The sequence below is a fragment of the Chryseobacterium amylolyticum genome, assembly GCF_051011775.1.
Lineage (GTDB): Bacteria > Bacteroidota > Bacteroidia > Flavobacteriales > Weeksellaceae > Chryseobacterium.
The window spans coordinates 1-25456 of the sequence record NZ_JBPCHX010000001.1; the positions used below are offsets into that span (position 1 = coordinate 1).

Here is a 25456-nt window from a genome sequence, read left to right on the forward strand (position 1 = left end):
ATTTTGGTGTGTTTCGGCCGCAAAGGGCGCCCGAAACTATTCTTCCCGTTCCATCAGGCAAGCAAGCTTGCCTATTCTTAGCTCCCTAAAATAAAGCATCTCAACTATAAAAACTTTGCGTTGAAAAAATAATAACCGTAAATCGTATTATTAAAAAAATTTAAACAGATTTAATTTCAAAATTCATATTATCTCAATACAATATGAATTAAAAAAAATTATATTTGTCTTAAACAATTTAACATAATAACGAAATGTCAACAGTTCTTAAAACATTTGTAGCTTATCTTAAAAGACCTGCTCTTTATCCTGAACTGGGCAGAAAGATTATTAAGAATACATTCAACCGGAGAAGTCCGTTTAGAGGAAAATTAAAAACCAATGCCTGGGCCGCATCAATAGCAGTTTCTCAAAAAGAGGCCGTGTCCAGATTGTTTTCTATGGATACTGACGGTTTCAGACAAATATATGCTGATATTCTGGAAAAAGCCGATTCAAAAGAAAAAGAATGCCCTATTAAAATGGGGGGTCCCGGTGCATTAGAGCTTATATATTATGCATGTGAATTTACCAAAGCACAAAACGTTCTTGAAACAGGTGTAGCCTATGGATGGTCTTCTTTAGCAATACTGCTTTCGCTTCAAAAAAGAAACGGCACATTGTACAGTTCAGATATGCCTTATCTTGCCCAGGATGGCGACCAGTATGTAGGATATGTTGTCCCGGAAAACCTTAAAAAATATTGGAAGCTGTTCCGTTTTGCAGACAGAGAATCTTTACCTAAAATTTTCAAAGAGGTTTCCTTTTTTGATGTCTTCCACTATGATTCTGATAAAAGCTACTACGGAAGAATGTGGGCTTATCATCAGATCTATAAAAAACTGAGACCTGGCGGAGTGTTTATTAGTGACGATATCGGAGACAATTCCGCGTATCAGGATTTTTGTAATAAAATGAATATCTCCACTACTGTTGTGGAATACAGCGGAAAATACATCGGCGTCTTTATAAAACAATAGTCATCACAGATCTAAAACTTACATCAAAAAGCAAAATATTTTTTAAACCATTAAGAAGTTATTTAGAAATTAAGAATAGTAAGAGAATATCTAAAGACATTCATTCAGCGTATCTGCATTTAGATTTACTTGAACCCTAATAGTTCTTAAAAGCTTAAGCCTCCTTAATGGTTTGAAAAAATACACTCACTCATAATTCATCTCCCTTTCTAAAATAATCTGGTTTCTGCTTACGGTAACCAATATTTTATCTCCCGCCTGAAAACCACATTGCTCTACCCACTTCCCTGCTATTCTTATTTCCGGGAAGTATACTATTTTACCATACGCCCTTGAAAACGATTTGAGGAAAACCGTAAGGTTACGGCTGTGCAGCTCATTATATTTGCTGCTGTTCATTCTTCTTTTTCTTTTCATCTTTGTTATTTTTTTACAAATCAAGGTATAATAAGAAAGATAAACCATCCGGATAAAGGATATTTTATTCATAAAGAAGGATATTTTAGAATAGTATTTATTTTAAAACAGAGCATTATTTTTTTGTTCTAAAGCTTTATATTTGTTATTATGAGTTACACAGATATGCAAAATAAAAAAATACATCAGGGTAGAAATATAAAGCGTTTCCGCGAAATGCTGGGCATCAAACAGGAAGCCTTAGCTTTTGAACTGGGTGACGACTGGAACCAGAAGAAAATCTCCCTTCTGGAACAAAAAGAAACCGTAGATTCTGATATTCTGGCACAGGTAGCGAAGATTTTGAAAGTGCCTGCGGAAGCGATTGAAAATTTTGATGAAGAACAAGCGGTAAATATTATTTCTAATACTTTCAACGATCAATCGAATGGTTATAACTATTATCCTAATTTCAATTTCAATCCTCTTGATAAAATGGTGGAGCTTTATGAGCGTATGCTTCAGCAGCAGAAAGAAATGATTGAGAAATTGGAGAGGTTGATTGAGAAAAATTAAATAAAACTATTTTACAGAAACTATATAATCAAGCATTATTTAAATAGAATGGAGAATTTTAAGTTCTCCATTTTTCTTTTAATAGGCAGGTTTTAATTATTTAATCAAAATTTTTCAATAAAAAACTTGTGTAGCTAAATAACTACACATATATTTGTAGTCAAATAACTACACGATGAATTTAAGAAGAGATGTATTTCAGGCGATAGCAGATCCTACGAGACGGTCTATATTGATGTTGGTGGCGGCACAGTCGATGACGGCGGGAGCCATTGCTTCCAATTTTGATACGGCAAGACCTACCGTTTCAAAGCATCTCCAGATCCTTACAGAATGCGAACTGCTGAGATCTGAACAAAACGGCAGAGAAATTATCTATCACCTTAATCCCAATAAAATGAAAGAAATAGCCGATTTTATAGAACCTTTCCGCAAAATGTGGGATGAGAAATTCAACAAGCTGGAAAGTGTAATGAAAGCGTATCAGAATAGAGAGGTGTAATGAGAGGTGCGAGATACGGGGTGCAAAGTTCCGAGATAGATTGGATAAATGAATTGCAATTTAAAATCTAAAATACCCGAATTTTTTACCCTGAACCTCGTAAACACAAAAACCCGGATCCAGCACCCGAACCCTCAAACCCTCAAACTTAAACACCAAACTTAAAATATGGAACTTAAAACAAAAATTCACGCAGAAGACGGAAAACAGGAAATCTTCATCACCAGAGAATTTGACCTTCCTGTAGAACTGCTTTTCAAAGCATATACAGAAGCTGAACTTTTCGAGCAATGGATGGGAACGAAAGTAACCAAATTCGAAAACAAGCAGCACGGAGGTTACCGTTTTGAAACCTTAAATCCTCAGGGCGATGTGGTTTTCAGTGCGAACGGAACCATTCATGACCTTGTTCAGAATGAGAAAATTATAAGAACTTTTCAGATGGAAAACACTCCTTTTCCCGTTCAGATCGAGTTTTTAACATTTGAAAAATTAACAGATACCACCAGTACAATTACCATCCAAACCATTTATAAATCTGTAGATTTCAGAGACCAGCACCTGAAAATGCCGTTTGCCCAGGGAATTAATATGGCGCATAACCGTTTGCAGGAGATATTAGGCAGCAGGTAGCAGATTACACGAGGCAGATAATGTACGAAGAGATGAAAGACGATACGAGATACGGGGTCCGAGGTTTATATTACTACCCTGAATAACTCAAAAATCTCCCACTCTAATACCCTCAAACCCTCAAACATACCACACAATGAATCCAAAAGTGAATTTTTTCTTCGAAAAAGCCACACAGTGGAAAGAAGAATTTGAAAAGTTAAGAACAATCGCCCTAAGCACCGAACTGGTAGAAGATTTAAAATGGGGCTGCCCCTGCTATACCTATGAAGGGAAAAACATTTTCCTGATCCACGGTTTTAAGGAATATTGTGCGCTGCTCTTCTTTAAAGGTGCCTTGATGAAAGATCCGGACCATATCCTGATTCAGCAGACTGAAAATGTGCAGGCTGCAAGACAGATCCGCTTTACCGATGTGGAACAAATTAATGATCTGGAAGACATTCTTCGCCAGTATATGTTTGAAGCTGTTGAAATAGAAGAATCAGGCGCTAAAGTGGAAATGAAGAAAACAAAAGAGTTTGAAATGGCTGAAGAGTTTCAGGAGAAGCTGGATCAAGATCCTGCATTACAGGAAGCTTTCAAAGCATTAACTCCCGGAAGGCAAAGAGCTTACCTGCTCTACTTCTCCTCTGCCAAACAGTCCAAAACCCGTGAAGCCCGCATTGAAAAATGCATCCCACAAATCATGGACGGAATAGGATTAAATGACTAACTATAAAAAAACAGATCATGAACACACCACAACCCTCAACAAAAAGAACAAAAATCATCTATTGGATATTCACCCTCTGGATGGCTCTGGGAATGGTTTCAACGGCCATTGTCCAGCTAATAAAAAACAAAGATGAACTGGCCAATTTTACCAATCTCGGCTATCCTTCTTATCTGATGACCATCATTGGGGTATGGAAAATACTTGGTGTTATTGCGATTTTAATTCCTAAACGCCTGCTCTTAAAAGAATGGGCTTATGCAGGATTTTTCTTCGTGATGTCCGGCGCTGTCATTTCCCATCTTATCGTTGGTGATACAGCCGGCAGAACTTTTCCGGCAGTGTTATTATTAGCACTGGTCATTATTTCCTGGTACTTCAGACCTGCAGAAAGGAAAATCACTATCATTGAGTAATCATACTTAAGATGAAAAAGAAAGAAATTTTATCGAAGATAAAATCTTTGCGCCTTCAACAGTCCTCATTAACAAAACTTGTGTCTTTGCGATTTCCAACAACACTACAAAACAAAATTTGACATGAAAAAGAAACTAACCCCGGAACACATCAACGAGCTGTTAAAAACATTAAAAACCCGTTTTGAAAAAAATATGAACCGTCATAAAGACCTGAAATGGGATAACATCCAGCAAAAATTGGAAGCCAGTCCCGAAAAAATCAGGTCTTTATACGAAATGGAAATTACTGAAGGCGAACCGGACGTTGTAGATTACAATAAAAAAACAGATGAATATTCTTTCGTAGACTGTTCCCCGGAAAGCCCAAAACGCAGAAGCCTGTGCTATGATTATCAGGCCTGGAACGCCAGAAAAGCCAATAAACCGGAAAGCAATGCCGTAGACACCGCTAAAGAAATGGGTATTGAGATTTTGACAGAGGAACAATACCGTCATCTTCAGGAATTGGGAAAATTTGACCAAAAGACTTCAAGCTGGATCAAAACACCGCCACAAATCCGTGAACTTGGAGGGGCTGTTTTCTGCGACAGACGGTACAATACCGTGTTTATGTATCACAATGGTGCAGATTCTTATTATGCTGCGAGAGGATTCAGAGGCATATTAAAAGTATAGGCAGAGAATTGGCCCAGCTTTTCATCAGAACAATCAGGAATCTCTCAGCCAGGGAGATTCCACACTCCAGAATATAATTTTTACGCCCAAATAGTTTTCAGCATATTCTGTAAATTCTTCTTTGGTAAAAGGTTTTTGGGTTTTCGGGTTTGTATACGTTAAGGTCGGCTCCTGAACTGCCATAGCTACCAAAGAAAGCTTTCCTTTGTATTGATTGAAAAAAGGATAAGAATTTTTCATCTGTGCTTTTTTATCCGGAACAATATCAGGTCCGCCCAATCCTATATTATTTTGGTAAGCAAAATCGAACAGCCTGGACATATATTGATGGTCATTTTCCCATTCACAGGGAAAGAAATTAACATACTGCAAAACATGGGATTGACGGAAAGCGCTTCTCGCCAATTTCAGATTTTCCAGTTCAGCCTGAAAATAACGGTCACAGCTGAAACCTGTTTTATCCTTTTTCATTTCTATATCGATGGAGGTCTCCGGAAGATTAATTCCCTGGATCTTTCCGTCAAACTTCTTCGCCAGTTCTGTGATCAGCTTCTGAAACCTTTCCCGCACAGCTGGATTCCATTGCTGGGTTACCCAGCCACTTCCTGCAGGTTTATTTTCCCCGGGATTGTCATATTGAGGTACCAATCCCCCGTTATATTCTTTATCCTTCAATATATAATCAGGAACATATCGTGCCTGTGGCTCAAAAAACCGGTCCTGAAGCTGGATAAATAATTTTTTATTGAGGCTCGTCAGATAATTGAGATCTTTTTCAATAACAGAAAAATCATATACATCTTTCGAGGTTTCCAGTGCTTTCCAGTTATAAACAATCTGGACTCCGCCAATATCTTTACGGGTAATCATCTTTTCAATTCCATGCAGGTCTCCCGAAGAAGTGTAAATATAATTCTGAGGGGTCTGTCCTGTCACAAAATATAAGTTTAAAATAAACAGTCCCAGACCCAACACTTTAGTCAGTTTTTTCATTAAATCAATTTAAAAAAAGTAAATCATTTTCCGTGCCTAAAAAAATGCATCATGTTCAAGCCCATTGAAAATTATTCTTATTTATCAACAATATTCTTTAATATATAAATACTATTGCTATTTTTGGAAGACAAAAATTGGATTTTAACAATTGAGGATATGAAAAAATTAATCTTATTGGGCGCTGTGTCAGCTTTTTTAATCAACTGTAATAAAAAAACTGAAGCACCGGCTCCCAAAGCAGCAGCAGATACAATTGCTGCAGAAGAACCTGTAATAGATACGCTTGGTCCAAAATCATTCTGTTATATCGGGGTTACGGGAAAAGACAGTGTTTTTGCTTCTATTGATGATAATTTAGGAACGATCACCGGGAAATTATCTTATAAAAACAGTGAAAAAGACAGTTCAAAAGGAGATGTTACCGGCTTTAAATCAGGAGATACCCTGAAGCTTACTTATGAATTCGATTCTGAAGGCAAGAAAAGCAAAAGAGATATTTACTTCATCCAGAAAGACAATACTTTAACGGAAGGAATTGGTGACCATAAAGAAGAAGACGGGCAATCCAAATATGCTGACGAAAAGAAAATCAGCTATAAAGACGGACAGAAACTCACTACGGCAGACTGCAAAACAGTCAGCAAAGCTTTAAAATAACAAGTGATTATAAATAAAAACAGCCTTCTTTCAAGGCTGTTTTTTTATTTTAATTCTGTTTCTATAACTTCAATAAAACGATTTACCGCTTCATCCCCTGTACTCCAGGAAGTAATAAGACGAACCGCAGAAAAATTTTCATCTATTTTTTTCCAGACATAGAATTCAAAATTCTCAGACAATACCTCAATAAGATGATGGTGTAAGATGGGAAAAATCTGGTTGGTATAGGTATCCGCAAGAAAAGCAGCTCCCTTTTTCTGTAATGCTTTCTTGATTTTCATAGCCTGCTGATTGGCGTGCTGAGCCAGATCAAAATACAGGTTATCTTTCATCAGTTCCAGGAACTGGATTCCCAAAAGTCTTCCTTTTGCCAGCAATGCGCCCTTTTGCTTGATATTAAAAGCAAAATCTTCCTGCAGAACGGGATTATTAATCACAATCGCTTCACCAATCAAAGCTCCGTTTTTAGTCCCTCCAAGATAAAAAACATCAGTAAAGGCTGCTACTTTTTCCAATGTAAGATCACTGATTTCAGATGTCAGGCCGTGACCCAATCTTGCTCCATCCATAAACAGGAATAAATTATTCTGCCTGCAGAAAGCAGAAAGTTCTTCCAGTTCTTTCGCAAGGTAAATTGTTCCCAGCTCTGTAGAATTGGAAATATAAACCAGTTTAGGCATCACCTGATGCGGCACATTCCTATGATTTTCCAGCACAGGAATAATATCCGACGGTCTCAGCTTCCCATCTGCTGTTTCAATGCTCAGCACTTTGTGCCCCGTGGCTTCAATAGCTCCGGTTTCATTATTCAATATATGCCCGGAAGAAGCTGAAATCACGCACTGATAAGGTTTTAAAATTGAAGAAATAACAATTAAATTAGCCTGCGTACCTCCGGAAACAAAATAAATATCCGAATGCTGATTATTGATTATCTCCCTGATTAAAGCTTTGGCCCTCATTGAATATTCATCTTCGCCATATCCGGCCTGCTGGTCAAGATTATACTGTAAAAGGGCTTGTAAAATAGCGGGATGGCATCCCTCAGAATAGTCGTTTTTAAATGAAAATTTCATAGAGTAAAATTAAATAGAAAATCCTTCCTATGAAACAACTGGCTATTAAAAAAACACACTATCTGCAAATATCACATTTACCTGATAACATCATCAGGCTGCCCTACCTGAAATCCCTTTTCAGGACTTGCATATATTCTGTATTTCTTTTTGCAGTCTTTTTCCAGCGGTTCAATAAAATAAGATAATCCGTTCTCCATATAAGCTCCTGTCAGTTTTCCTGAGGCAATGGTTAAGGTAATAAGCTTTTTACCATCCTCAGATTTCCCTTTAAAACTGTATACCTGCTCTTTCCTTAATGCTTCTGTTGTTCTGTCTGCTGTTATAAATTTTGTTTCCTTTCCGTTTATATCATATAAATTAAAAAAAATTTCTTTTTTCCCGCCTTCAGTGAGCTTATTTTCCTTTATAAATTTCTTAGGATTAAAGTTAAATGTAAAGCTTCGGGATTGGCCGGATGTATTGCAGAACAGTGTAAAAAGCAGAAATATTAAAATGTTTTTCATCTTCCTGATACTATATTATTGTACTTATACAAATACTATACAAAAAGAGAGCTATATTGCTATAGCCCCCCTTAAATATATAATGATCTGTTATTCTTTGATAACTTTTGACTGATGGATCAATGTTTTATTATTTAATAATTTTAACATATAAACACCGCTCTTGAATTTAGTAAAGCTGATGACTGAATTATCCATCGTATTTTTTTCCATTAACCTTCCTGAAATATCATAAATTTCATAATGTGTTATTTTCTCATCACTATATACCTTAAGAAAGTCTTTTACCGGATTCGGAACCAGGCCAACAGCCTTTCTGGAAAACTCTTTGGTACTTAATGCAGATGTAATATTTAAAGTAATATTGTTTCTGCTTAACTGGTAACAAACCTTGGTTTGATTAAGATCAGCAATAGACTTGTTTAGTAAGGCACTTTCTGCTCCGGTAAATGAAATCCCCTGTACAATATAGGTGCCTATCGGTAAAGTCGTAAAATTGGCTGTTGGACTTGTGGCAGCGATTGTATTGGTAGCCGTATTGATAGCTACATAGGTAAAGCTAACGCCGACAGGTGCATTTACAGTATCATAAAACTGTCCTGGCCCATTAATGCTAAGTACAACACTTGATCCTATAGGAGTATTGCTCAGGTTTCTTGCAGTCATAAAATACTCCACTCCTTTTTCAAGGTTTACAGTGAATGTTCTGTAGTAGGTAAAGCTGGTACCGGTTCCGGAATGCACTGCATTGGAAGTCATGAAATTAGCCGTTCCTGTCTGATTTCCTTTGTATAGAGTGACAGCCACTCCATTTGGAGAAGGATAGCTTAATGTATAACTTCCGGTTTCTGTTGCCTTGAATTTTAAAGGAAGCATACTTGAGCTTGAATTAAGCAGATAGGGAGCTGTCTGGGTCTGATTAAATATATACCAGCTGTTTGGGCTCATATTTGCAGCGTCGAAAGTCAGTGTTTTAGCGGTATAGATGTCATTAGACGGTGTCTGAGGTACCAGATTGAGATTTGATTCCGGACTACCCTGTATTGCTGTTATCACCTTCGGATTTTCCACCATAATGGTTTGGAAAGCATTACAGTTTGAACTGATAATAAAATTAGTATCAGAAACATCAAAAAATTCAGCATAATCATTGATCACTGCAACCACCTTGATTCTGGCTTTATTTGTATAGGGAACAAACGGTAAAGTTACAGCAGCGGTCCCATTATTAGGAACATTTGATGCAAGTACATATGGGAAAGTATCTCCGCCGTCAGTAGAAAGAAGGATATTTACAGTATTTTTCAGAACATTGGTCTGGTTGACATCCCATGTTACATTTATGCTTGTTTCAGCATTCACTGTTATACTTGAATTAGGATAGGTCACCGCTAAAGGTCCCTGATCGGTTACGGTTACCACCACCTGATCGGAATCTGCTCCGCCTGAAACCACACTGTTATCCCTTACAGTAAATCTCATTTTCATTGTTCTTGCTACCAAAGGAAGCGCTTCCGCTTCATTAACGGGGGGGTTATTCTGATTGTTCAGAACAAATTTCATTTTTGGAAAATAACGTTCTGTGGTAATTGTACTCTGTTCAGATCTGAATAGCGGAGCTGTAGTACTGTTTACGGCTGTATATCCGCCGCTACCGTTAATAGTACTGCCAAAAGCACCTTTATCATTAGCAGTGGCAACGTCTACCTGATCCCAGGTATATGAAAGGTTTATATCTTCAGCATCACTGCCTATCCCCTTCAGTTTAAAAGGGGTATTTTTTGGAATGCTGACAGCAGTATTCCCTGCATTGGCAGAAGGCGGTGTATTATTAACCACTACAGAAGTATAACAGGTAGAGGACACTGTAAGGGTATTCAAGATCTGATCAATACTTTTGGCATGAAAATAATTCAACCCGTTATTCCCTGTATTGGTTTGATCATTAGGAGTTGTACAGTTATTTTTATAAGCCATTATAGTAGATCCTGAGCCAGGTTCTGTAGCTGCCGCTGAATTCCATCCGAAAGTACAGAATGTAGGGCTTGAAGGTGTCCCTCCAACAGCATTATACGTATGCCCTGCCCCAAACTGATGTCCCATTTCGTGAACGATCAGGTTGGCAGATAAAGATTTCGGCATAGAAAGTGTCCACTGGCTCCAGGCTCTTGCTTTAAGTGAGGCTGTACAAGGACGTGGCCCGGCTTGCCCCTGAGCACTTCCTCCGGCTCCCGGCATAATATTAAAGGTATGGCCGATATCGTAATCTGCATAAGGCAGCGTTCCGTTCGTGTTCATCAAGTCAAATCCTGATTGTGAATTTGCCGCCGAAGCAAAAGATGGGTCTATTGTAAAAGGATCTGTGGCTCCATCAGTAAAAATCAGGGTTTTATTGGTTGTTTTATCAATTAATGTAAAAGAAATAGATAATTCCGACTCATATATCTGGTTGATAAGGTTCATCATTGCAACCAGTTCTCCAAGAGCTGCATCCTGATTCCCTAAAGCAGTTGTAAATTCACCGGTTGTTGCCACTGCCATCCTGAAAGTTTTCAATGAGCTGCCATAAGGAAATCCTGTTACTGACTTCTGAACATTCAAACCTTTGGCTACAGCCTCCAGACTTTCTTTAAAATCATTTTCATCAGTTCCGCACGTAAATTTTTCACCAAACATTTCAAAAGAGTTGTAAATACGATATTCTCCCTTTTTAGTTTTATAAGGTTCAATAATATAATATCCTGTTCCTGATTTTATCATTGCAGATATTTCATTTCCAACAAGGGTAAGCTTTATCTTATCCTGTCTGTCCTTTGAATATCCGTCAAAAGTGACTATATTATCAAGTTTTCTGTTTAAAAGATTATTCTCAGATAGAATAAACTCCTTTTTCTTACCATCAATAAGTGGTAAAACAATAGATTGACCGCTAATCTTTTCAGAGTTTTTTCTGTTAATATTTACTTTTCTTTTAAAATTATCAATATCGAGTTTAAAGGTGGCCCCCGGAAGATCATCACTGCTTAAACCATTGGGGCTCAATATCTGTGCATTTATAAAAAAAGAGGCACAGATTGAAAGAAAAGTAATTTTTAATTTCATTGCTATAATTTTTGTGAGTTAAGATAGGTAATTATCCAATAAATCACATAAAAATGAAAAAAAAAACATACATATATTATATATTCATTAAAAACAAATATGCATAATCACAATTATCAAAATAATATTCACAAAAAACACAAAAAGTAAAAATATCAAAACCTTCCATTGTTTGTGTAGAAATCTCATTTATAACTACTTTTAAATATTATTCTTATTAAATTGTCACAATAATATATTTTTCTTAAAAAAATGTATTGATCAGTTCAAATAAACTTTTGGTTTATAAGCACAATGGATTAATATTATTTTGTTAGATTTGTAATGAAAATCATCTAACATTTTGAGAACAACCCTAACAGAAGAGAATTACCTGAAAGCTTTGTTTCATTTAGTTGACAATGAAGGAAAGGTTACAATTAATGAGCTCAGCAAATTTTTGAATGTAAAAATGCCGAGTGTCAATAACATGATGAAGAAATTTGCCGAGAAAAAATGGGTGATTTACGAAACATACAAACCATTAATCGTTACAGAAAAAGGAAGACGGGAAGCTGCCCTTGTTGTGCGTAAGCACAGGCTTACTGAAATGTTCCTGGTTAAAAAAATGAATTTCGGATGGGAAAATGTTCATGAGATTGCGGAACAGCTTGAGCACGTGCATTCCCAGATTTTCTTTGATAAAATGGATGAAATTCTGGATCATCCTAAATTCGACCCTCATGGAGAACCTATTCCTGACAAAGATGGTAATATCATTGCTCAGGATCTGCAGAAATTAAGCAGCTGTGAACCGGGAGAAAATGTAACTTTTGCATCTGTTACTCTTTCCGATGATGCTTTCCTGACGTACCTGAATGACAGGAAACTTCTCCTCAACAGTAAGGTAAAAATTATTAAAATCGAAAGTTTTGATATGTCAATGACAATAGAAATTGATGGTAAGACTGAAATTTTAAGTAAAAAAGCAACTGAGAAGATACTCGTTAAAAAATAATCGTTAAAACTGAAAAAATAAACCTAACAGATTTTAAAACCTGTTAGGTTTGATGTTTATGTAAATCTGCATTTACCGTATTCCTTAAACTGTTAAAAAACGGTTAAACTCCTTCTCTTTAAAGTCGAAAGCTTTATTTTTAGTTAGGTTTGCAAAACAATCTACAGACTTTGTCTTTTCTGACAAATACAAACATTAATTATTACCCAAAAAATTATGAAAAAAAGCATTCCGTTGTTTATTATTTCGATGTTGCTGAGTCCATTGGCAAACGCTCAGGACACTCAGGTACGGGATTTTGTGATTGAACCACAGATTAAACCCAACTTTTATATTTACAAGACTTTCGGGGTATTCGGTGGAAAAGAATATTCTACCAATGCCGTTTATCTGGTGACTAAAAAAGGAGTTGTCCTGTTTGATGTTCCATGGCAGAAAACACAATACCAAAGCCTGATGGATACTATTCAGAAACGCCATAACCTTCCTGTGATTGCGGTATTTGCTACCCATTCGCATGAAGACAGAGCCGGAGATTTAAGCTTTTATAATAACAAAGGAATCAAAACCTACGCTACGGCAAAAACCAATGAACTGTTAAAAAAAGAGGGAAAAGCTACCTCTACCGAACTTATCAAAACAGGAAAACCTTACCGTATCGGTGGTGAAGAATTTATAGTAGACTTTCTTGGTGAAGGACATACAGCCGACAATGTAGTGGTATGGTTCCCGAAATATAAAATTCTGGACGGAGGCTGTCTTGTAAAAAGTAAAGCAGCAGCTGATCTTGGCTACACCGGAGAAGCCAATGTTGCAGAATGGCCGAAAACCATAACAAAACTGAAAAACAAATATTCACAGGCAACCCTGATTATTCCGGGCCATGATGAATGGAAAGGCGGCGGCCATGTAGAGCACACGCTTGACCTTTTAAATAAAAAATAAATATTGCGGGCCCCGGCATTTGCCGGGGCCCGCAATATTTAAAACAGAATGCTACTGAGTGATACTCTTTAAAAGCTCTGATACGATTTCAATTTCTTCCATCGTATTGAAATAATGAGGTGATAAACGGATCGCATGGTCCACCTTTTTAGAAGTAAAATCGATTAATGCATCTCCTCTCCGGTTTTCCTTAAAAAATACATTGTTATCACTCAGAATTTTGTGAATTTTTTCCACCTTTCCGTCCGGCTGGCAGAAGGCAATAATACTGCTTAATCTATTCCCTTTATCCAAAACTCTGAAACCACTATTCTGAAGATGAGCCCTTAAAGTACCTGACAATGTACGATTGTAACGCTCAATCTTATCCATACCAATCGTATTCGCATAACGCAAAGCTTCTGCAAATCCCAGCAACGCTGAATACGGTCTTTCAAAAAGTTCAAACCTTCTGGCGGTATCATTAAGCTGAAAATCATCAAAGGAAGACCATCTGGCTCCGATACTATCTAAAAATAAAGGGTACATATTTTTATCTAAAGCTTTATCGGAAACATACAGAAAGCCTGTTCCTCTTGGTCCGCGCATAAATTTCCTTCCGGTTGCTGTCAGAAAATCACAATGGATTTTTTCAACATCTACCACGATCTGCCCTACAGACTGGCAGGCATCTACAAGATAAAGAATATCATATTGCTTACACAACTTCCCTACTCCTTCTATATTCTGGATTAATCCGGAATTGGTAGGAATATGCGTGACTGCAATTAATTTAGGATTATGCTTTCTGATTAAGTTTTCAAAATCCTCCAGATCAAGCTCATGGTCAGAAAGATTGGCGGCCCTGATGATTTCGATATGGTATCTTTTCTGCAGAGAAATAAAAGCAATCTGATTGGATATATAATCATCATTGGTCGTCATGATACAATCTCCTTCTTTAAAATCAATACTGGACAACGCTTTGGCATAGCCATCGGTAGAACTGCTTACAAATGCAATATTGGAAGGTTTTGTATTGATCAGCTTTGCAGCCTCTTCATAAAACCTGCTGATCTGATCTGAGTTCCGCGTGAAAGCAGCGTATCCTCCAAACTCCTGCTCTTCATATAAAAACTTAACGGTAGTATCTGTAACGGTCTTAGGCATTAATGACGCCCCTGCACTGTTTAAAAATATTTTATCCGAACACCCCGGAGTCTCCTGTCTGATAATCTCTAAATTCATTTCTATCAATCCTTATAACAAATTTACTTTTAATTTTTTCTATACAGGACATAAAAAATCCCGGATTTTCACCCGGGACTCTATTTTTGATAAGTGATTTAATCTAAAACACTCCAGCCTCTCTTAGGATTGGTGTTGGTAGAAACTTCCTGTTCATTAACAATGATATTTTCTTTTCTCTGACCGATGTAATCAAGCTCGCTCAGCTTAGAGAAAATGGTTTCAAGGCTTCTCAGCATCTGTTGAATGTAAAGCAACGGCTCACCACAGTTATGGTGGTCATAATTGGTCTCCGCTACAATAGAAAGCTGGTTCAGTAAAGTATGAGGGGCAATTTCGCTCCATTCTAAACTGTAGTTCAGCATTTCTTCAAGTTCAGCAGGAACAAGAAGCTGGGTTGAGTTGTATAAATGAAGCGCCAGTCTTGCAAAAGACTCAATCAAAAATACAGGCGGCTGCCAAGGGGTAATATTTCTGAACTGGAAATACATATCTCCAAAAGTATTGATCATGGTTGTACACAGGAACTTGACGTTTTGTGCCAAAGCTGTATTCTGATTCTTATGGGACGCTTTCTGAATGATTTTAAAGGCATACTGCTGAAGGTTTCCGATAGACTTTGCATAGCTGCTGTAATAATCTACCAAAGCCGGATGACTTTGTACAGAAGTACATGGCGGAATAAAGTTGGAATCCACCTGGGCAATATTCCCCTTTAAATCTACCTTTCCGATAATAAGGTAATTTCCTCCTGAATAACTGCTGTTCAAAGATGTTACGGGAAGCAGCTCAATATGATGATTCGGCTGTGCACTTGGATGGCGCGGCGGAATTTCCTCAGGGTCAATATCCCCGAAAGGTACTTTATCAAAAGGATTTACAGAGATCAGAATATAATACTCACCATCTGCCTGCTCTTCATTCATTGATTTTGCCAGAGACTTCACACTGATTCTCCTGTCTGTCAGCTCAATACGGTAGCCGGCCATGGTAACTGCACTGCATCGCTTGATTACCAGTTGTACATCATTGGTTGCCGTATTATGGACATCAAAAATGGTACGGTCTGTAAATTCGTTGGAAATAGGCAAAAGCCCGTAATTATATGTAGTAATTCCAAGGGAATTGGAATCTCTGATGGTATCAATTAAGAAGTTATCCTGATCATTAAGGTGTCTCTGGGAAACTTTCATCCCGTCCACCCAATTGATAGCAAAATGTTTAATAGGCTGTATCATGTTTAATACTTTTTAATTTTTTTGTGTTTATGATTTTCTTGCAATTCCTTCCTCTTCATGCTGAATAACCCGCTTACAAATCACCACTTCATTTTCAGAAATGTTGTTTGTGGTAATATCGTGGTCGAAATCTATATACTTTCTAAAGCTGAAAAACGATTTTTTGGTGTAAAAGATCCAGTAATACGGCTCATTTCCTTCGTCTGAAAGATGAATGACAGACCCAGGATTCTTATGGTTGTAATCATCTACCACCCTGTAGAACCAATCTCCGAAAGTTACTCCTGTCGGAAGTGTTTTAGCTTTAATTCTGAAGCGGTTGGTATCCTCTAATTTTTTGCTCAGCTCCACATTCAATACCATTAATCTGTCAAAATCTGCTCCTTCAAAATCAGGCAGTTTCTGCTCCGGAGAATACCTCCATGTCTTGTAAATATCAAAAGGAATGCTGATAAACTGGATATAACAGTAGTAAAATACCATCGGAACGACAAAAATCAGCATACTTGTTGCTGCCATTACTCCATTTCCCAATCCGTTACTCATCCACTTAAAGATCAGGGTAAAAAGATACCCTCCCAAAGCAATACATGTCAGAGACAGTATAGACTCAAACAAAATGCTCATCGCAAGGGAATCAATATGTTTTTTGAAATATTTATGTAAAAGGTTCACGTGAATAATCCCCAAAATAAGGTAGATAACCTGTGCAATAAGATACCAGTACGGATTAAAAAGGTTTCCGGCAAATCCGAAAAAGCCAGGAACAGCCAGACATAAGCTGCACAGCAATACGTATACAATAATTACTTTAATTTTTATCGCAGGTTTATTTCTCCTGATTACACCGAGTATAACCATCATAATAATAGCGATTAAAGGCATTAAGATATACCTTAAAAAAATACCTTTTACTGAAGAAATTTCCATTTTTTTCTTTTCGAATTTATACTTTGTTGGTAGTTGTAAATATAGTAAAATAATTTAGAGGAATGTAGAGTATCCTAGGCGGCTGGCATTTCTTTCATCGTCTTCAAGACTGAAGGAATATTCTTCCTTTTCTGTGACAAAATTCTCTTCCACATCCACAGTTACCGGAAGAAAATAATCATAAAGAGCCTGAAGTACATTTCTGAAAGGACTTCCCGGGATATACCTTTTCATATCTCTATAAGGAATAGGACCAATGTTCACTACCCAGTTCCGCTGTCCGTCCATGTGAGGACCGCTGGGAATATAGGTAACTCCCAATCGTGAATTTCCTAATAGCATGGAGTCGTCATTTTTCTCGATTTCATCAATAATATTGGGAGAAAAAGTTACTTTTACCGGTACCTGCAGAAAAGCGGTCATACATCTTTCAAACCATCTTTTGTCCCCTCTGATCTGATGAAAAAAAGGTAAAATATGCATAAAGATATATGCATTCTGTTTATCCAGCATCTTTATCAGAGGCCAAAGCTCACTTATCGTTTCCAGTAAAGAATCTGTATTGCTTGTAATATCAAACTCAGATTCCTTTAGCAGGGCACTGATTTCCGTAAAGAAAACCTCCAGTTCAAAAGGACGGAAAAATTTGCGCGCATCATCTTCCACTCTTTTCTGCCTGCGGATTTCCCTTACCACAGAATCTACATTTTTTCTGGAAGCTCCAAGAGACGGCGGATGGAACAAACCTTCCGGAAGGTAGTCATAAATGCCCTCCCTGTAAGTCTCTATGGTAAATACTTCTTCATCAAATCCTAAATAACTGCTTGAAATACTTTTGATATCCTTCAGGTACGCACGGTCATTTACGCCGACACGCTCTATGAATATATTGCTTACCGCACGGTGGTATTTCAAGAGATTAACCGCCACAGCTTCAGCCTTAAAGTCTGTCTGCAGCTTATTGTAATGCATATCTACAATATTATTCTCATACATAGTGTTTCCTCTGATTATGACTTGTAAAGATAATATATCTCATAAGTTTGAAAAAATATTTTGGCAATAATTTTATTTTAAAAATACTAATTTATTGACATTAAAAGGAATAATTTCCGGCAAATTCCGTAAAAATACGGTAATTAAAGAGTTTATTTGCTTTTTAAATTTAAAATTATCCTTTCAGGATCAGACGATTAAGGTTCAATGTTTAAATTTAAAGCTGGGAGGAGTTTTATTTTAATCTCTAAAAAAACTTTACAGTCTATCTCTATCAGTCCTGTCATTTATACTTTTTCTGGATTTTTAAGCCTTCAAACCTACCATAATTACCACTTTTATTTACATTAAATTTTATTAACATCATCTTTATGGAATAAATTCAGGATAATGCATGCTCATTCCGAAAGCGGGCCGTATCTTTGCAGACTGAAAATTGTTATTTAAAATGAAAAGTATTTATTCTAAAATTCTGATTTTAGCATTCATGGCCTCTTCACTTTATTCTTATGCGTGGGGATTAACGGGACACAGAGTGATTGCAGACATTGCACAAAACCACCTTTCCCGTAAAGCAAGAAGAGAGATTAAAAAAATCATGGGGAAAGAGCGCCTGGCTTACTGGGCGAACTGGCCGGATTTTATCAAATCTGATACAACAGGCGCATGGAAGCAGGCTTCATCATGGCACTATGTAAACATTGATCCAATGACTGATTTTAAGGCTTTTGAACAAAACTTAAAAGCACAGGCCGGACCAAGCCTTTATACTCAGGTAAACACCCTGTCCAGCCAGATCAAAGATAAAAACACTTCTGAAAAAGACAGAAAAATTGCTTTGATTTTCCTTATTCATATCATGGGAGACCTTGCACAGCCGCTCCACGTAGGAAGAGCAGAGGATTTAGGCGGAAACAAAATCAATGTTACTTATTTCGGGGAAAAAACAAATTTACACTCCGTATGGGACGGAAAATTAGTAGATTCTCAAAAATACAGCTATACTGAATATTCCAAGCTTCTAGATATCAAATCCAAAGAAGAAGTAGCACAGATTCAGTCCGGAACCCTGGAGGACTGGTTGTACGATTCTCATAAAATTGCCAATAAGATCTATGCACAGACTCCTAACGATTCTAAGTTATCTTACGACTACCAGTACAAGTTTAATGAAACGATGGAAAGACAGTTACTGTACGGAGGATTGAGACTGGCGAAAGTGCTGAACGAGCTTTTCTAGTTGCGGGTTACGAATTGCGAGTTTTGGGTTTGCGGGTAACCTAATATAACCTGAAATAGTACTTTTAGATATAAAAACGGGACTTCGGTTTCGTTTTTTTTTGTTTAAAGTTTAAAGTTTAGAGTTCAAGGTTTAGGGTTTAGGGTTTAGGGTTTAGGGTTTAGGGTTTAGGGTTTAGGGAAATTATAAAGTTTGTAAACGAATTTACCTCTTTTATAATTGATATATATTTTTAATCATAAGTAAAAACACATAATAAATTAATTATCAATAATATAGCCTGTTATTAAAAATCATTAATACTTTTTTACATTGTACATTGTACAAAAAAAACTAAATCCTGTGTAACCTTTTTACTTTTTCATACGTATATATTATAGTAACTCTTTTTTGAGGATAAAATAAATGAGACAATTAAAAATCACTAAGCAGGTTACCAACAGGGAAACTGCTTCATTAGACAAGTATTTGCAGGAAATTGGTAAAGTGGAACTGATTACTGCGGACGAGGAAGTAGAATTGGCACAAAGAATACGTGCCGGCGACAGAGCCGCACTTGAGAAATTAATCAAAGCCAACCTTCGTTTCGTAGTATCCGTATCTAAGCAATACCAAAACCAGGGTCTTTCTTTACCTGATTTGATCAATGAAGGTAACTTAGGATTAATGAAAGCGGCAAAAAGGTACGATGAAACTAGAGGTTTCAAATTTATCTCTTATGCAGTATGGTGGATCCGTCAATCAATTTTACAGGCATTGGCTGAGCAGTCAAGAATTGTAAGATTACCATTGAACAAGATTGGATCTATCAACAAAATCAATAAAGCATACGCTCACCTTGAACAGGAAAATGAAAGACCACCTTCTCCGGAAGAATTGGCTGAAGTTCTTGACATGAGCGAGGAAGATATTAAAGAATCTATGAAAAACTCCGGAAGACACCTGTCTATGGATGCGCCTTTGGTAGAAGGTGAAGATTCTAATCTTTATGATGTATTACGTTCAGGAGAATCTCCAAGTCCTGATAAAGATCTGATGCTTGAATCTCTGCAAATTGAGATTGAAAGAGCATTGAATACTTTGACGCCAAGAGAGGCTGATTTGGTAAGATTGTACTTCGGACTGAACGGAAAACACCCAATGACTTTAGAGGAAATTGGTGAGACTTTCGATCTTACAAGAGAGAGAGTTCGTCAGATCAAAGAAAAAGCAATTAAGAGACTAAAACACAATACCAGAAGCAAGATCCTTAAATCTTACCTGGGTAAATAATTTTAGCGTAAAAATTTTATAGGCGGAGTCTGGTTTCAGGCTCCGTTTTTTATTGGTGTAACATTTTTCAAAGTTTGTTCAACTAATTAGAATCCTTTCATCACTGATGATAAATCTAAATGATTTATTTAGTAGAAGGGATATGACGTTGATTATACACCAAAATAAAACAGACTATGAAAAAAATACTTTTCGCTTCTGCTCTAGCCTTATCTACTCTTTCCTGCAGAGAAAATAAATCGCAAAACAATAATATTGTAGAAAAAGCAGCTGAGAACACAGAATCCGGTATTCCTATAAAACGGCTAAGTAAAACCCAGAATATATTTGATGGCATCTACTATGAAAAAATCAAAAATGATCAGGCACTCAGGAAAATAGATGAGAAAATATCTTTAATGCAAGAAGATGCTCATAAAATGCAAAGTATATATAACAGTATTATTTCTAATTCAGAAGATTATTATTTGATTGCGAAAAATGAGGCAAAAGCCATTAACGATTCGGTTTTAAAAAAGGAAATGACTGAACTTATCAAAGAGAGTTCAGAAAACTATGATCTGAAGGTTCAAAAAATAAAAGAACTTAAACATCAGATCAACAGGAATAAGCAAAGCATTTACAGTATTTACTCCGCATTCAAAATAAGAAAAACGCTTCCTGAAATTGAAAAATACCAAAAGGCGCATCCTCTGAAAACAGACAGTCTCAATCAATTTATCAACAAGCAGAATAAACTGCTGGAAGAATTGAAAAAATTAAAATAAACACATTATTACCTCATGAAATATACTACCCAATGGCTTACCGATAAAAGCCGCGTGAAAGAACTCGTCGACTTTTTTATTACCCACAAAACAGATGCTTATATTTCTCATGGCGAAATGATGTCCGGCAGAGCGATAGATCCACACCATTGGAATCCTGATCTTGAGCTGATTCTGACAGAGCAGCTGATCACCGATTTTAATTCCGATGGCAGTTCCAAACTGAATATTCTGATTGCGGAAAATGAAAACCGGGAAATTGTCGGCATGATGGTTTTTAACGTGATCAACAGTCCTTTTAAAAAATATGCCATTCTGGAAGATATGCTCCTAGATCAGTCTGTGAGAGGACAATCCCTTGGAAGCAAACTGCTGGAGAAAGCCATTCATGAATCTAAAAGCTGGAATATCAGTTTTATCTTATTAGAAAGTGGAGTCAACAATCATGGGGCCCACAACTTTTTCAGTAGATACGGTTTCAAAAAGGTGTCGGAGAGTTATATTTTATCATTTTAAATTAAACCCAGCTTCAACCTTAAATTTTTATCTCTATAAACAAAGCCACCCGGTCAACGGATGGCTTTTTATTTTTTTAGTTCTTATTTGCTTTATTATTTTCAGTCTGCACCAACTCTATCCAGCGAACCATTTCTTTTATCTGACTTTCAGAAAGGGCAGCTTCCGGATGAAGATAAGTATAAGAGGTAAGCGGCATTTTTTTCTGCTGTACCTGATTCGCAACAGATTCTAATTTATGAGCCTGTTTACGACGGCTGTAACTACTCCATTCATTAAAATTCAATTCTTCTTTTCCCTTTTTTATATGCTTTTCAATAAAATATCCTAAAGGCTGTATATAAGAATAGAAGGGATAATGAGTAGAATTACTGTGACAGTCATAACAGGAATTTCTCAAAACAGACTGCACATTCTGAGGAAGCTTGTAAACCTTTGAAATATCTGTTGAAGGTACCTGCCCGTAATCAGTATTACGGACAGGCTGAATGAACTGAATAAGCAAAAAAATGAGAACAAACCCCAAAAATATATTTCTAATGTTCCGGCTCATCCCTATTTATGTTTTAAAATACTTTTTTTACAGAACCACAGTTAATCATTTTCTGACCTTCATACGGATTGATAATCTCTTCTGATTCACTGATCCAGGTTCCTCCTTTTCCGTTATTATACATAGGACAGAAATCCTGGTATAACTTTAGCCCTCCTGTTCCCTGCTCTTTTATTAAATCGGTAATGTCATTACTGAGGGAAAGCAGATGCTCTCTCTGGTGTGCTATATCATCAGCGTTTTCTCCGATATGCGCTGCATTTTCCGATGCACTTTCTACAATATCACGCAACTCAGAATTGCTTTTTGCATCGGTTTTACTGATATCTATTTTCTTTAATACAGAAAACAGACTTTTAGCCGCATGGGAAGCTTTTTCAGAATCATCCTGAGCCAAGGCATTTTTTAGAGGAAGGTAGCTTTTGATAATTTGCCGGATTGGAAAAGCTGAGAGCTGGCCTGTTTCTTTTTTACTTCCTTCCGGGCTTTCTTTTACCTCCCGATCTGAACTTTCAGCAGGTTCAGTTTTATCCGTCCTTTTAATTTCCGGTTCTGCTTTCTTTTCAGATATTGTACTGTCGGGTTTATTACAAGAGTATAATGTGGCTCCCACAAGCAGTACGGTTATTATATTTTTCATTGTTTCTTCAATAATATGGTTTTAAAAAAATTAATACGTTAAAGTGACACCTGCTCCCCAGCCCATTTCATTATCATAATTTCCGGAAACGGATAACCACTTTTGAAGAATATATCTCACTCCGGTTGTAAACTCTCCGTCTGAATTGACACTGAAATTTCCTCTCAGCCTTCTGGAAAGCGGTATATCTTCACGGCTCAACTCCAGTAATACTTTTCCGTTCTGGTCCACACTTGCGTCAGCAGTAATCAGCATTGGCAGCACATACTGCATACCCACTATAAATGCAAACTTGTTTTTGGAAGCTTTCTGCTGTCCGAACCAGGTCTTTTTGCCATGAAAATCCATCCCTATATCTTCTGCCATCTGTCTTTCCATAATCTCATGATTCTTCTGGACCCTGATCCCTGCATAAGGAAGTGCCCATTGGAATTTTCCTAAAAACCGTCCTACTTTCGCACTTCCTTCGAAATGATCAAAATTCCAGTTGGAGTGAAACTCGTTAAGGTTAGCCCATCTTGGTCCGAACATCGTCATGGTTTCTGCATGGACCTTATTGCTTGCCACATCCAGCATTGCCATAGAACTCGTCATTTTATTATCCTGTAAAAAGTTTTTCCAGGCCAGCTTTCTGTTCGGAAGCTGCGGATTGGGTTTTGAATTTTCATAGCTGAAGATTCTTCCCATTCCTGCCATCATGTGGTATAAAATATGACAGTGGAAAAACCAGTCTCCATCCTGATTCGCTGCAAATTCTATCGTTACGGTTTCCATCGGCATGATATCCACTACATTCTTCAGTGGAGAGTATTCCCCTTTTGAGTTGATCAGCCTGAAATCATGACCGTGAAGGTGCATCGGGTGACGCATCATTGAATTATTATACATCTTGATTCTGAGAACCTCTCCCTTTTTGATCTGAATTTTATCCGTCTCTGTTACGGTTTTATTATCCAGAGTCCACAGGTAATGGTTCATATTTCCTTCCAGCGTAAATTTCATTTCACGGATGCTGTCTGCAGGAAGGATGGTTTTTTCAGGGGATTTTAAAATATTGTAAGACAATCTCCTGATGGTTTTTTCTTCCTTCATATCCATGCCTGAATGTTGGGAATGATCCTCTTTCTTATCTTCTTTTGTTTTCACTCCCATCATCTCATTAATGTGTTTTGCTGTAGTTTTTCTTTGGTTTTCAGATAATTCCGGATACATTACTTCGTTAATATCCATCATCTGATTCCCCATCGTCATATTCATCGGTTTCATGTTGCCGCTCATCTCCATCATTCCGTTCATCATTTTCATTCCCTCAAAAAGCATGAGTCTTGGAAGATTGGGAGCCTCTATCTTTTCACCGGAACCCAGCCAAAGAGAAGCGTGTCCTATCCTATCTTCTGAGGTTGCCCGGAACTCAAAGCTTTTATTTTCAGGGATGGTAACTTCAATATCATAGGTTTCGGAAACTCCTACAATCAGACGGTCAACCTCTACAGGTACTACGTCATTCCCGTCATTTCCCACTACTTTTATCTTTCCCCCTCCATAATTCAGCCAGAAATAGGTGGAAGAGCCTCCGTTGGCCACTCTGAGCCTTACTTTGTCACCAGCTTTTAATTGGGAATAATCTGAACTTGGAGTACCGTTAATCAGAAATTTATCGTAATAAACATCACTTACGTCCATCGCTTCCATCCTTTTCCATTCATTCAGTGCTTTTGTTCCTAAATTTCCGGACTTAATGGCTTCCCAGTAACTCTGTACTGCATTTTTCTTTACAGCATACCAGTCTGTATTCGCCATATGAAGCCTTCTTGCAATCTGCATCGGATCATCATCACTCCAATCTCCCAATAGTACAGGAATTTCAGCATTGTACTCCGTTTTCGGTTCGCCTTCTCTTTTTTTGAAGACCAGAATGCCGTTCATTCCTATCTGCTCCTGAAGGGCTTCATGGGAATGGTACCAATAGGTTCCGTTTTGTGAGATTCTGAATTTATACAGATGGGTTTCTCCCGGTTTCACAGGTTTAGTGGTAAGATATGGAACTCCGTCATGTTCATTGGGAAGAATTACTCCATGCCAGTGCAATCCGGTATTTTCCTTAAGCATATTGTGCAGGTAAATTTCAGCAGTATCTCCTTCTGTAAAATACAGGGTCGGAGCCTGAAGTTTCCCGTTGATTGCGATGGCCCTTCTGTTTTTTCCTGTAAAATTGACAATAGTATCTTTTACATACAGGTCATAACGAACTGTTTTTCCTCCAAAAGTAATTCTCCCGTTTTCTGAATTACGTTTTAAAACAGACTTTTCTTCTTTTGGACTTTCAGCGTCTGCATGATGGGAATGATCTTCTTTTTCTACCAGGTCCATTTCACATTTGGGACATTTCCCAGGCTTGTCTGAAGTCACCTCGGGGTGCATCGGACAGGTGTAAAAAGTTTGAGCTTGAGTTAAGACTTTTTTCTCTGGCTGAACAGAAGGCTTTATTACTTTTGCTTTCTCAACCTTAGTTGCTTCCTTTACTTTATTTATTTTTGTTTCTAAAGATTTTCTTTTAATCTCTGTTGCAGGGATAGCTTTTGTTTCTGCTTTTGCTGTTACTTTGGATTTTATAACTGCTGTTTTTTTCACCAGAGTCATTCCGCATTTAGGGCAGTCTCCGGGTTTTGATAACACCACTTCCGGGTGCATCAGGCAGGTATAGTACGTTTTTGTAGTTTGTGCGAAAGTAAAAACAGAGAATAAAAGCATCAGAAACATTATTAATTTTTTCATAATATTTCGAACTTTTAGAAGCTGCACAGCTTAAATTTAATTATAACTTAAGCTATACAACTTATTGTTTTTAAGAAAAATACAA

26 protein-coding genes are annotated in these 25456 nt (G+C 37.2%); 14 read left to right on the top strand and 12 right to left on the bottom strand.

From position 1 onward, the window contains the following. Positions 1–254: 254 nt before the first annotated feature. Positions 255–1019 (top strand): O-methyltransferase, encoded by a 765-nt coding sequence (locus tag ACR1PO_RS00005; RefSeq protein ID WP_433985389.1) that lies wholly within the window; start codon positions 255–257, stop codon positions 1017–1019. Positions 1020–1205: 186 nt separating this feature from the next. Here the strand turns inward: ACR1PO_RS00005 and ACR1PO_RS00010 are convergent, their stop codons facing one another. After that, positions 1206–1436, bottom strand: a complete 231-nt coding sequence (locus tag ACR1PO_RS00010; RefSeq protein WP_332386689.1) for a SymE family type I addiction module toxin — start codon at positions 1434–1436, stop codon at positions 1206–1208. Between the two features lie 150 nt (positions 1437–1586). Here ACR1PO_RS00010 and ACR1PO_RS00015 point away from each other — a divergent pair, with 150 nt between their 5' ends. The 6 genes from ACR1PO_RS00015 to ACR1PO_RS00040 all read left to right on the top strand — a co-directional run bounded on the left by ACR1PO_RS00015 (position 1587) and on the right by ACR1PO_RS00040 (position 4935). Then, on the top strand, positions 1587–1991 hold the full coding sequence (locus ACR1PO_RS00015) for a helix-turn-helix transcriptional regulator (RefSeq protein ID WP_433985390.1): 405 nt from the start codon (positions 1587–1589) through the stop codon (positions 1989–1991). A 175-nt stretch (positions 1992–2166) separates the two neighbouring features. Next, the gene (locus ACR1PO_RS00020) at positions 2167–2493 is read left to right on the top strand and encodes an ArsR/SmtB family transcription factor (protein WP_330746485.1); all 327 of its coding nucleotides are present in this window, start codon (positions 2167–2169) and stop codon (positions 2491–2493) included. 168 nt (positions 2494–2661) lie between these two features. After that, positions 2662–3126 (top strand): SRPBCC domain-containing protein, encoded by a 465-nt coding sequence (locus ACR1PO_RS00025; protein WP_332386686.1) that lies wholly within the window; start codon positions 2662–2664, stop codon positions 3124–3126. A 136-nt stretch (positions 3127–3262) separates the two neighbouring features. Continuing rightward, the gene (locus tag ACR1PO_RS00030) at positions 3263–3841 is read left to right on the top strand and encodes a YdeI/OmpD-associated family protein (RefSeq protein WP_433985391.1); all 579 of its coding nucleotides are present in this window, start codon (positions 3263–3265) and stop codon (positions 3839–3841) included. Positions 3842–3858: 17 nt separating this feature from the next. Next, positions 3859–4257: a DoxX family protein gene (locus ACR1PO_RS00035; RefSeq protein ID WP_433985392.1), complete on the top strand. Its 399-nt coding sequence runs from the start codon at positions 3859–3861 to the stop codon at positions 4255–4257. Positions 4258–4380: 123 nt separating this feature from the next. Beyond that, positions 4381–4935, top strand: a complete 555-nt coding sequence (locus ACR1PO_RS00040; RefSeq protein ID WP_433985393.1) for a DUF4256 domain-containing protein — start codon at positions 4381–4383, stop codon at positions 4933–4935. Between the two features lie 33 nt (positions 4936–4968). Here ACR1PO_RS00040 and ACR1PO_RS00045 read toward each other — a convergent pair whose 3' ends face one another. After that, positions 4969–5928, bottom strand: a complete 960-nt coding sequence (locus tag ACR1PO_RS00045) for a hypothetical protein (RefSeq protein WP_433985394.1) — start codon at positions 5926–5928, stop codon at positions 4969–4971. Between the two features lie 159 nt (positions 5929–6087). On the opposite strand from ACR1PO_RS00045, the gene ACR1PO_RS00050 reads away from it, so the two are divergent. After that, on the top strand, positions 6088–6588 hold the full coding sequence (locus ACR1PO_RS00050) for a hypothetical protein (RefSeq protein ID WP_332386682.1): 501 nt from the start codon (positions 6088–6090) through the stop codon (positions 6586–6588). A gap of 44 nt (positions 6589–6632) precedes the next feature. On the opposite strand, the gene ACR1PO_RS00055 is transcribed toward ACR1PO_RS00050, so the two are convergent. From ACR1PO_RS00055 to ACR1PO_RS00065, 3 genes are all read right to left on the bottom strand, one after another. Next, entirely contained in the window at positions 6633–7667 is a 1035-nt protein-coding gene (locus ACR1PO_RS00055) for a threonine aldolase family protein (RefSeq protein ID WP_433985395.1), read from the bottom strand. A gap of 77 nt (positions 7668–7744) precedes the next feature. Next, on the bottom strand, positions 7745–8173 hold the full coding sequence (locus tag ACR1PO_RS00060) for a hypothetical protein (protein ID WP_433985396.1): 429 nt from the start codon (positions 8171–8173) through the stop codon (positions 7745–7747). 90 nt (positions 8174–8263) lie between these two features. After that, the gene (locus ACR1PO_RS00065; RefSeq protein ID WP_433985397.1) at positions 8264–11275 is read right to left on the bottom strand and encodes a zinc-dependent metalloprotease; all 3012 of its coding nucleotides are present in this window, start codon (positions 11273–11275) and stop codon (positions 8264–8266) included. Positions 11276–11618: 343 nt separating this feature from the next. Between ACR1PO_RS00065 and ACR1PO_RS00070 the strand changes: the two genes are divergently transcribed. Together ACR1PO_RS00070 and blaIND are read left to right on the top strand one after the other, a co-directional pair. Beyond that, complete coding sequence (locus ACR1PO_RS00070) at positions 11619–12272, top strand: metal-dependent transcriptional regulator (protein WP_433985398.1); 654 nt, start codon at positions 11619–11621, stop codon at positions 12270–12272. Between the two features lie 216 nt (positions 12273–12488). Further along, positions 12489–13217, top strand: a complete 729-nt coding sequence (blaIND, locus tag ACR1PO_RS00075) for an IND family subclass B1 metallo-beta-lactamase (RefSeq protein ID WP_433985399.1) — start codon at positions 12489–12491, stop codon at positions 13215–13217. A gap of 51 nt (positions 13218–13268) precedes the next feature. On the opposite strand, the gene ACR1PO_RS00080 is transcribed toward blaIND, so the two are convergent. The 4 genes from ACR1PO_RS00080 to ACR1PO_RS00095 form a co-directional block, all read right to left on the bottom strand. Beyond that, entirely contained in the window at positions 13269–14444 is a 1176-nt protein-coding gene (locus ACR1PO_RS00080; RefSeq protein ID WP_433985400.1) for an aminotransferase class V-fold PLP-dependent enzyme, read from the bottom strand. A gap of 98 nt (positions 14445–14542) precedes the next feature. After that, a complete protein-coding gene (locus ACR1PO_RS00085; protein ID WP_002979280.1) occupies positions 14543–15682 on the bottom strand; it encodes a hypothetical protein in 1140 nt (379 codons plus the stop codon). 27 nt (positions 15683–15709) lie between these two features. Further along, positions 15710–16612, bottom strand: coding sequence for a TssN family type VI secretion system protein (locus ACR1PO_RS00090; protein WP_332386676.1), 903 nt, complete (start codon positions 16610–16612; stop codon positions 15710–15712). A 54-nt stretch (positions 16613–16666) separates the two neighbouring features. Continuing rightward, a complete protein-coding gene (locus ACR1PO_RS00095; RefSeq protein WP_433985401.1) occupies positions 16667–17608 on the bottom strand; it encodes a type VI secretion system baseplate subunit TssG in 942 nt (313 codons plus the stop codon). Positions 17609–18056: 448 nt separating this feature from the next. On the opposite strand from ACR1PO_RS00095, the gene ACR1PO_RS00100 reads away from it, so the two are divergent. The 4 genes from ACR1PO_RS00100 (at position 18057) to ACR1PO_RS00115 (ending at position 21403) form a co-directional block, all read left to right on the top strand. Then, entirely contained in the window at positions 18057–18848 is a 792-nt protein-coding gene (locus ACR1PO_RS00100; protein WP_047374592.1) for a S1/P1 nuclease, read from the top strand. A 405-nt stretch (positions 18849–19253) separates the two neighbouring features. Beyond that, positions 19254–20120 (top strand): sigma-70 family RNA polymerase sigma factor, encoded by an 867-nt coding sequence (locus ACR1PO_RS00105; protein ID WP_002979276.1) that lies wholly within the window; start codon positions 19254–19256, stop codon positions 20118–20120. Between the two features lie 176 nt (positions 20121–20296). Next, the gene (locus ACR1PO_RS00110; RefSeq protein WP_433985402.1) at positions 20297–20887 is read left to right on the top strand and encodes a hypothetical protein; all 591 of its coding nucleotides are present in this window, start codon (positions 20297–20299) and stop codon (positions 20885–20887) included. A gap of 15 nt (positions 20888–20902) precedes the next feature. Continuing rightward, a complete protein-coding gene (locus ACR1PO_RS00115) occupies positions 20903–21403 on the top strand; it encodes a GNAT family N-acetyltransferase (RefSeq protein ID WP_332386672.1) in 501 nt (166 codons plus the stop codon). A 76-nt stretch (positions 21404–21479) separates the two neighbouring features. Here the strand turns inward: ACR1PO_RS00115 and ACR1PO_RS00120 are convergent, their stop codons facing one another. Genes ACR1PO_RS00120 through ACR1PO_RS00130 form a run of 3 tightly spaced genes read right to left on the bottom strand, consistent with a single transcriptional unit; the run spans position 21480 to position 25371 of the window. Then, a complete protein-coding gene (locus tag ACR1PO_RS00120) occupies positions 21480–21956 on the bottom strand; it encodes a heme-binding domain-containing protein (RefSeq protein ID WP_433985403.1) in 477 nt (158 codons plus the stop codon). A gap of 13 nt (positions 21957–21969) precedes the next feature. Then, complete coding sequence (locus ACR1PO_RS00125; protein WP_433985404.1) at positions 21970–22596, bottom strand: DUF3347 domain-containing protein; 627 nt, start codon at positions 22594–22596, stop codon at positions 21970–21972. Positions 22597–22626: 30 nt separating this feature from the next. Next, positions 22627–25371 (bottom strand): multicopper oxidase domain-containing protein, encoded by a 2745-nt coding sequence (locus ACR1PO_RS00130; RefSeq protein ID WP_433985405.1) that lies wholly within the window; start codon positions 25369–25371, stop codon positions 22627–22629. Between the last annotated feature and the right edge of the window lie 85 nt (positions 25372–25456).

Bases quoted from the DNA above. Each gene is read 5' to 3' on its own strand.
- ACR1PO_RS00025 (WP_332386686.1), top strand. From the start codon at position 2,662: ATGGAACTTAAAACAAAAATTCACGCAGAAGACGGAAAACAGGAAATC.
- blaIND (WP_433985399.1), top strand. From the start codon at position 12,489: ATGAAAAAAAGCATTCCGTTGTTTATTATTTCGATGTTGCTGAGTCCA.
- ACR1PO_RS00030 (WP_433985391.1), top strand. From the start codon at position 3,263: ATGAATCCAAAAGTGAATTTTTTCTTCGAAAAAGCCACACAGTGGAAA.
- ACR1PO_RS00040 (WP_433985393.1), top strand. From the start codon at position 4,381: ATGAAAAAGAAACTAACCCCGGAACACATCAACGAGCTGTTAAAAACA.
- ACR1PO_RS00120 (WP_433985403.1), bottom strand. From the start codon at position 21,956: ATGAGCCGGAACATTAGAAATATATTTTTGGGGTTTGTTCTCATTTTT.
- ACR1PO_RS00005 (WP_433985389.1), top strand. From the start codon at position 255: ATGTCAACAGTTCTTAAAACATTTGTAGCTTATCTTAAAAGACCTGCT.
- ACR1PO_RS00020 (WP_330746485.1), top strand. From the start codon at position 2,167: ATGAATTTAAGAAGAGATGTATTTCAGGCGATAGCAGATCCTACGAGA.
- ACR1PO_RS00010 (WP_332386689.1), bottom strand. From the start codon at position 1,436: ATGAAAAGAAAAAGAAGAATGAACAGCAGCAAATATAATGAGCTGCAC.
- ACR1PO_RS00100 (WP_047374592.1), top strand. From the start codon at position 18,057: ATGAAAAGTATTTATTCTAAAATTCTGATTTTAGCATTCATGGCCTCT.
- ACR1PO_RS00130 (WP_433985405.1), bottom strand. From the start codon at position 25,371: ATGAAAAAATTAATAATGTTTCTGATGCTTTTATTCTCTGTTTTTACT.
- ACR1PO_RS00080 (WP_433985400.1), bottom strand. From the start codon at position 14,444: ATGAATTTAGAGATTATCAGACAGGAGACTCCGGGGTGTTCGGATAAA.
- ACR1PO_RS00105 (WP_002979276.1), top strand. From the start codon at position 19,254: ATGAGACAATTAAAAATCACTAAGCAGGTTACCAACAGGGAAACTGCT.
- ACR1PO_RS00035 (WP_433985392.1), top strand. From the start codon at position 3,859: ATGAACACACCACAACCCTCAACAAAAAGAACAAAAATCATCTATTGG.
- ACR1PO_RS00065 (WP_433985397.1), bottom strand. From the start codon at position 11,275: ATGAAATTAAAAATTACTTTTCTTTCAATCTGTGCCTCTTTTTTTATA.
- ACR1PO_RS00085 (WP_002979280.1), bottom strand. From the start codon at position 15,682: ATGATACAGCCTATTAAACATTTTGCTATCAATTGGGTGGACGGGATG.
- ACR1PO_RS00060 (WP_433985396.1), bottom strand. From the start codon at position 8,173: ATGAAAAACATTTTAATATTTCTGCTTTTTACACTGTTCTGCAATACA.
- ACR1PO_RS00045 (WP_433985394.1), bottom strand. From the start codon at position 5,928: ATGAAAAAACTGACTAAAGTGTTGGGTCTGGGACTGTTTATTTTAAAC.
- ACR1PO_RS00050 (WP_332386682.1), top strand. From the start codon at position 6,088: ATGAAAAAATTAATCTTATTGGGCGCTGTGTCAGCTTTTTTAATCAAC.
- ACR1PO_RS00055 (WP_433985395.1), bottom strand. From the start codon at position 7,667: ATGAAATTTTCATTTAAAAACGACTATTCTGAGGGATGCCATCCCGCT.
- ACR1PO_RS00090 (WP_332386676.1), bottom strand. From the start codon at position 16,612: ATGGAAATTTCTTCAGTAAAAGGTATTTTTTTAAGGTATATCTTAATG.
- ACR1PO_RS00115 (WP_332386672.1), top strand. From the start codon at position 20,903: ATGAAATATACTACCCAATGGCTTACCGATAAAAGCCGCGTGAAAGAA.
- ACR1PO_RS00110 (WP_433985402.1), top strand. From the start codon at position 20,297: ATGAAAAAAATACTTTTCGCTTCTGCTCTAGCCTTATCTACTCTTTCC.
- ACR1PO_RS00015 (WP_433985390.1), top strand. From the start codon at position 1,587: ATGAGTTACACAGATATGCAAAATAAAAAAATACATCAGGGTAGAAAT.
- ACR1PO_RS00125 (WP_433985404.1), bottom strand. From the start codon at position 22,596: ATGAAAAATATAATAACCGTACTGCTTGTGGGAGCCACATTATACTCT.
- ACR1PO_RS00095 (WP_433985401.1), bottom strand. From the start codon at position 17,608: ATGTATGAGAATAATATTGTAGATATGCATTACAATAAGCTGCAGACA.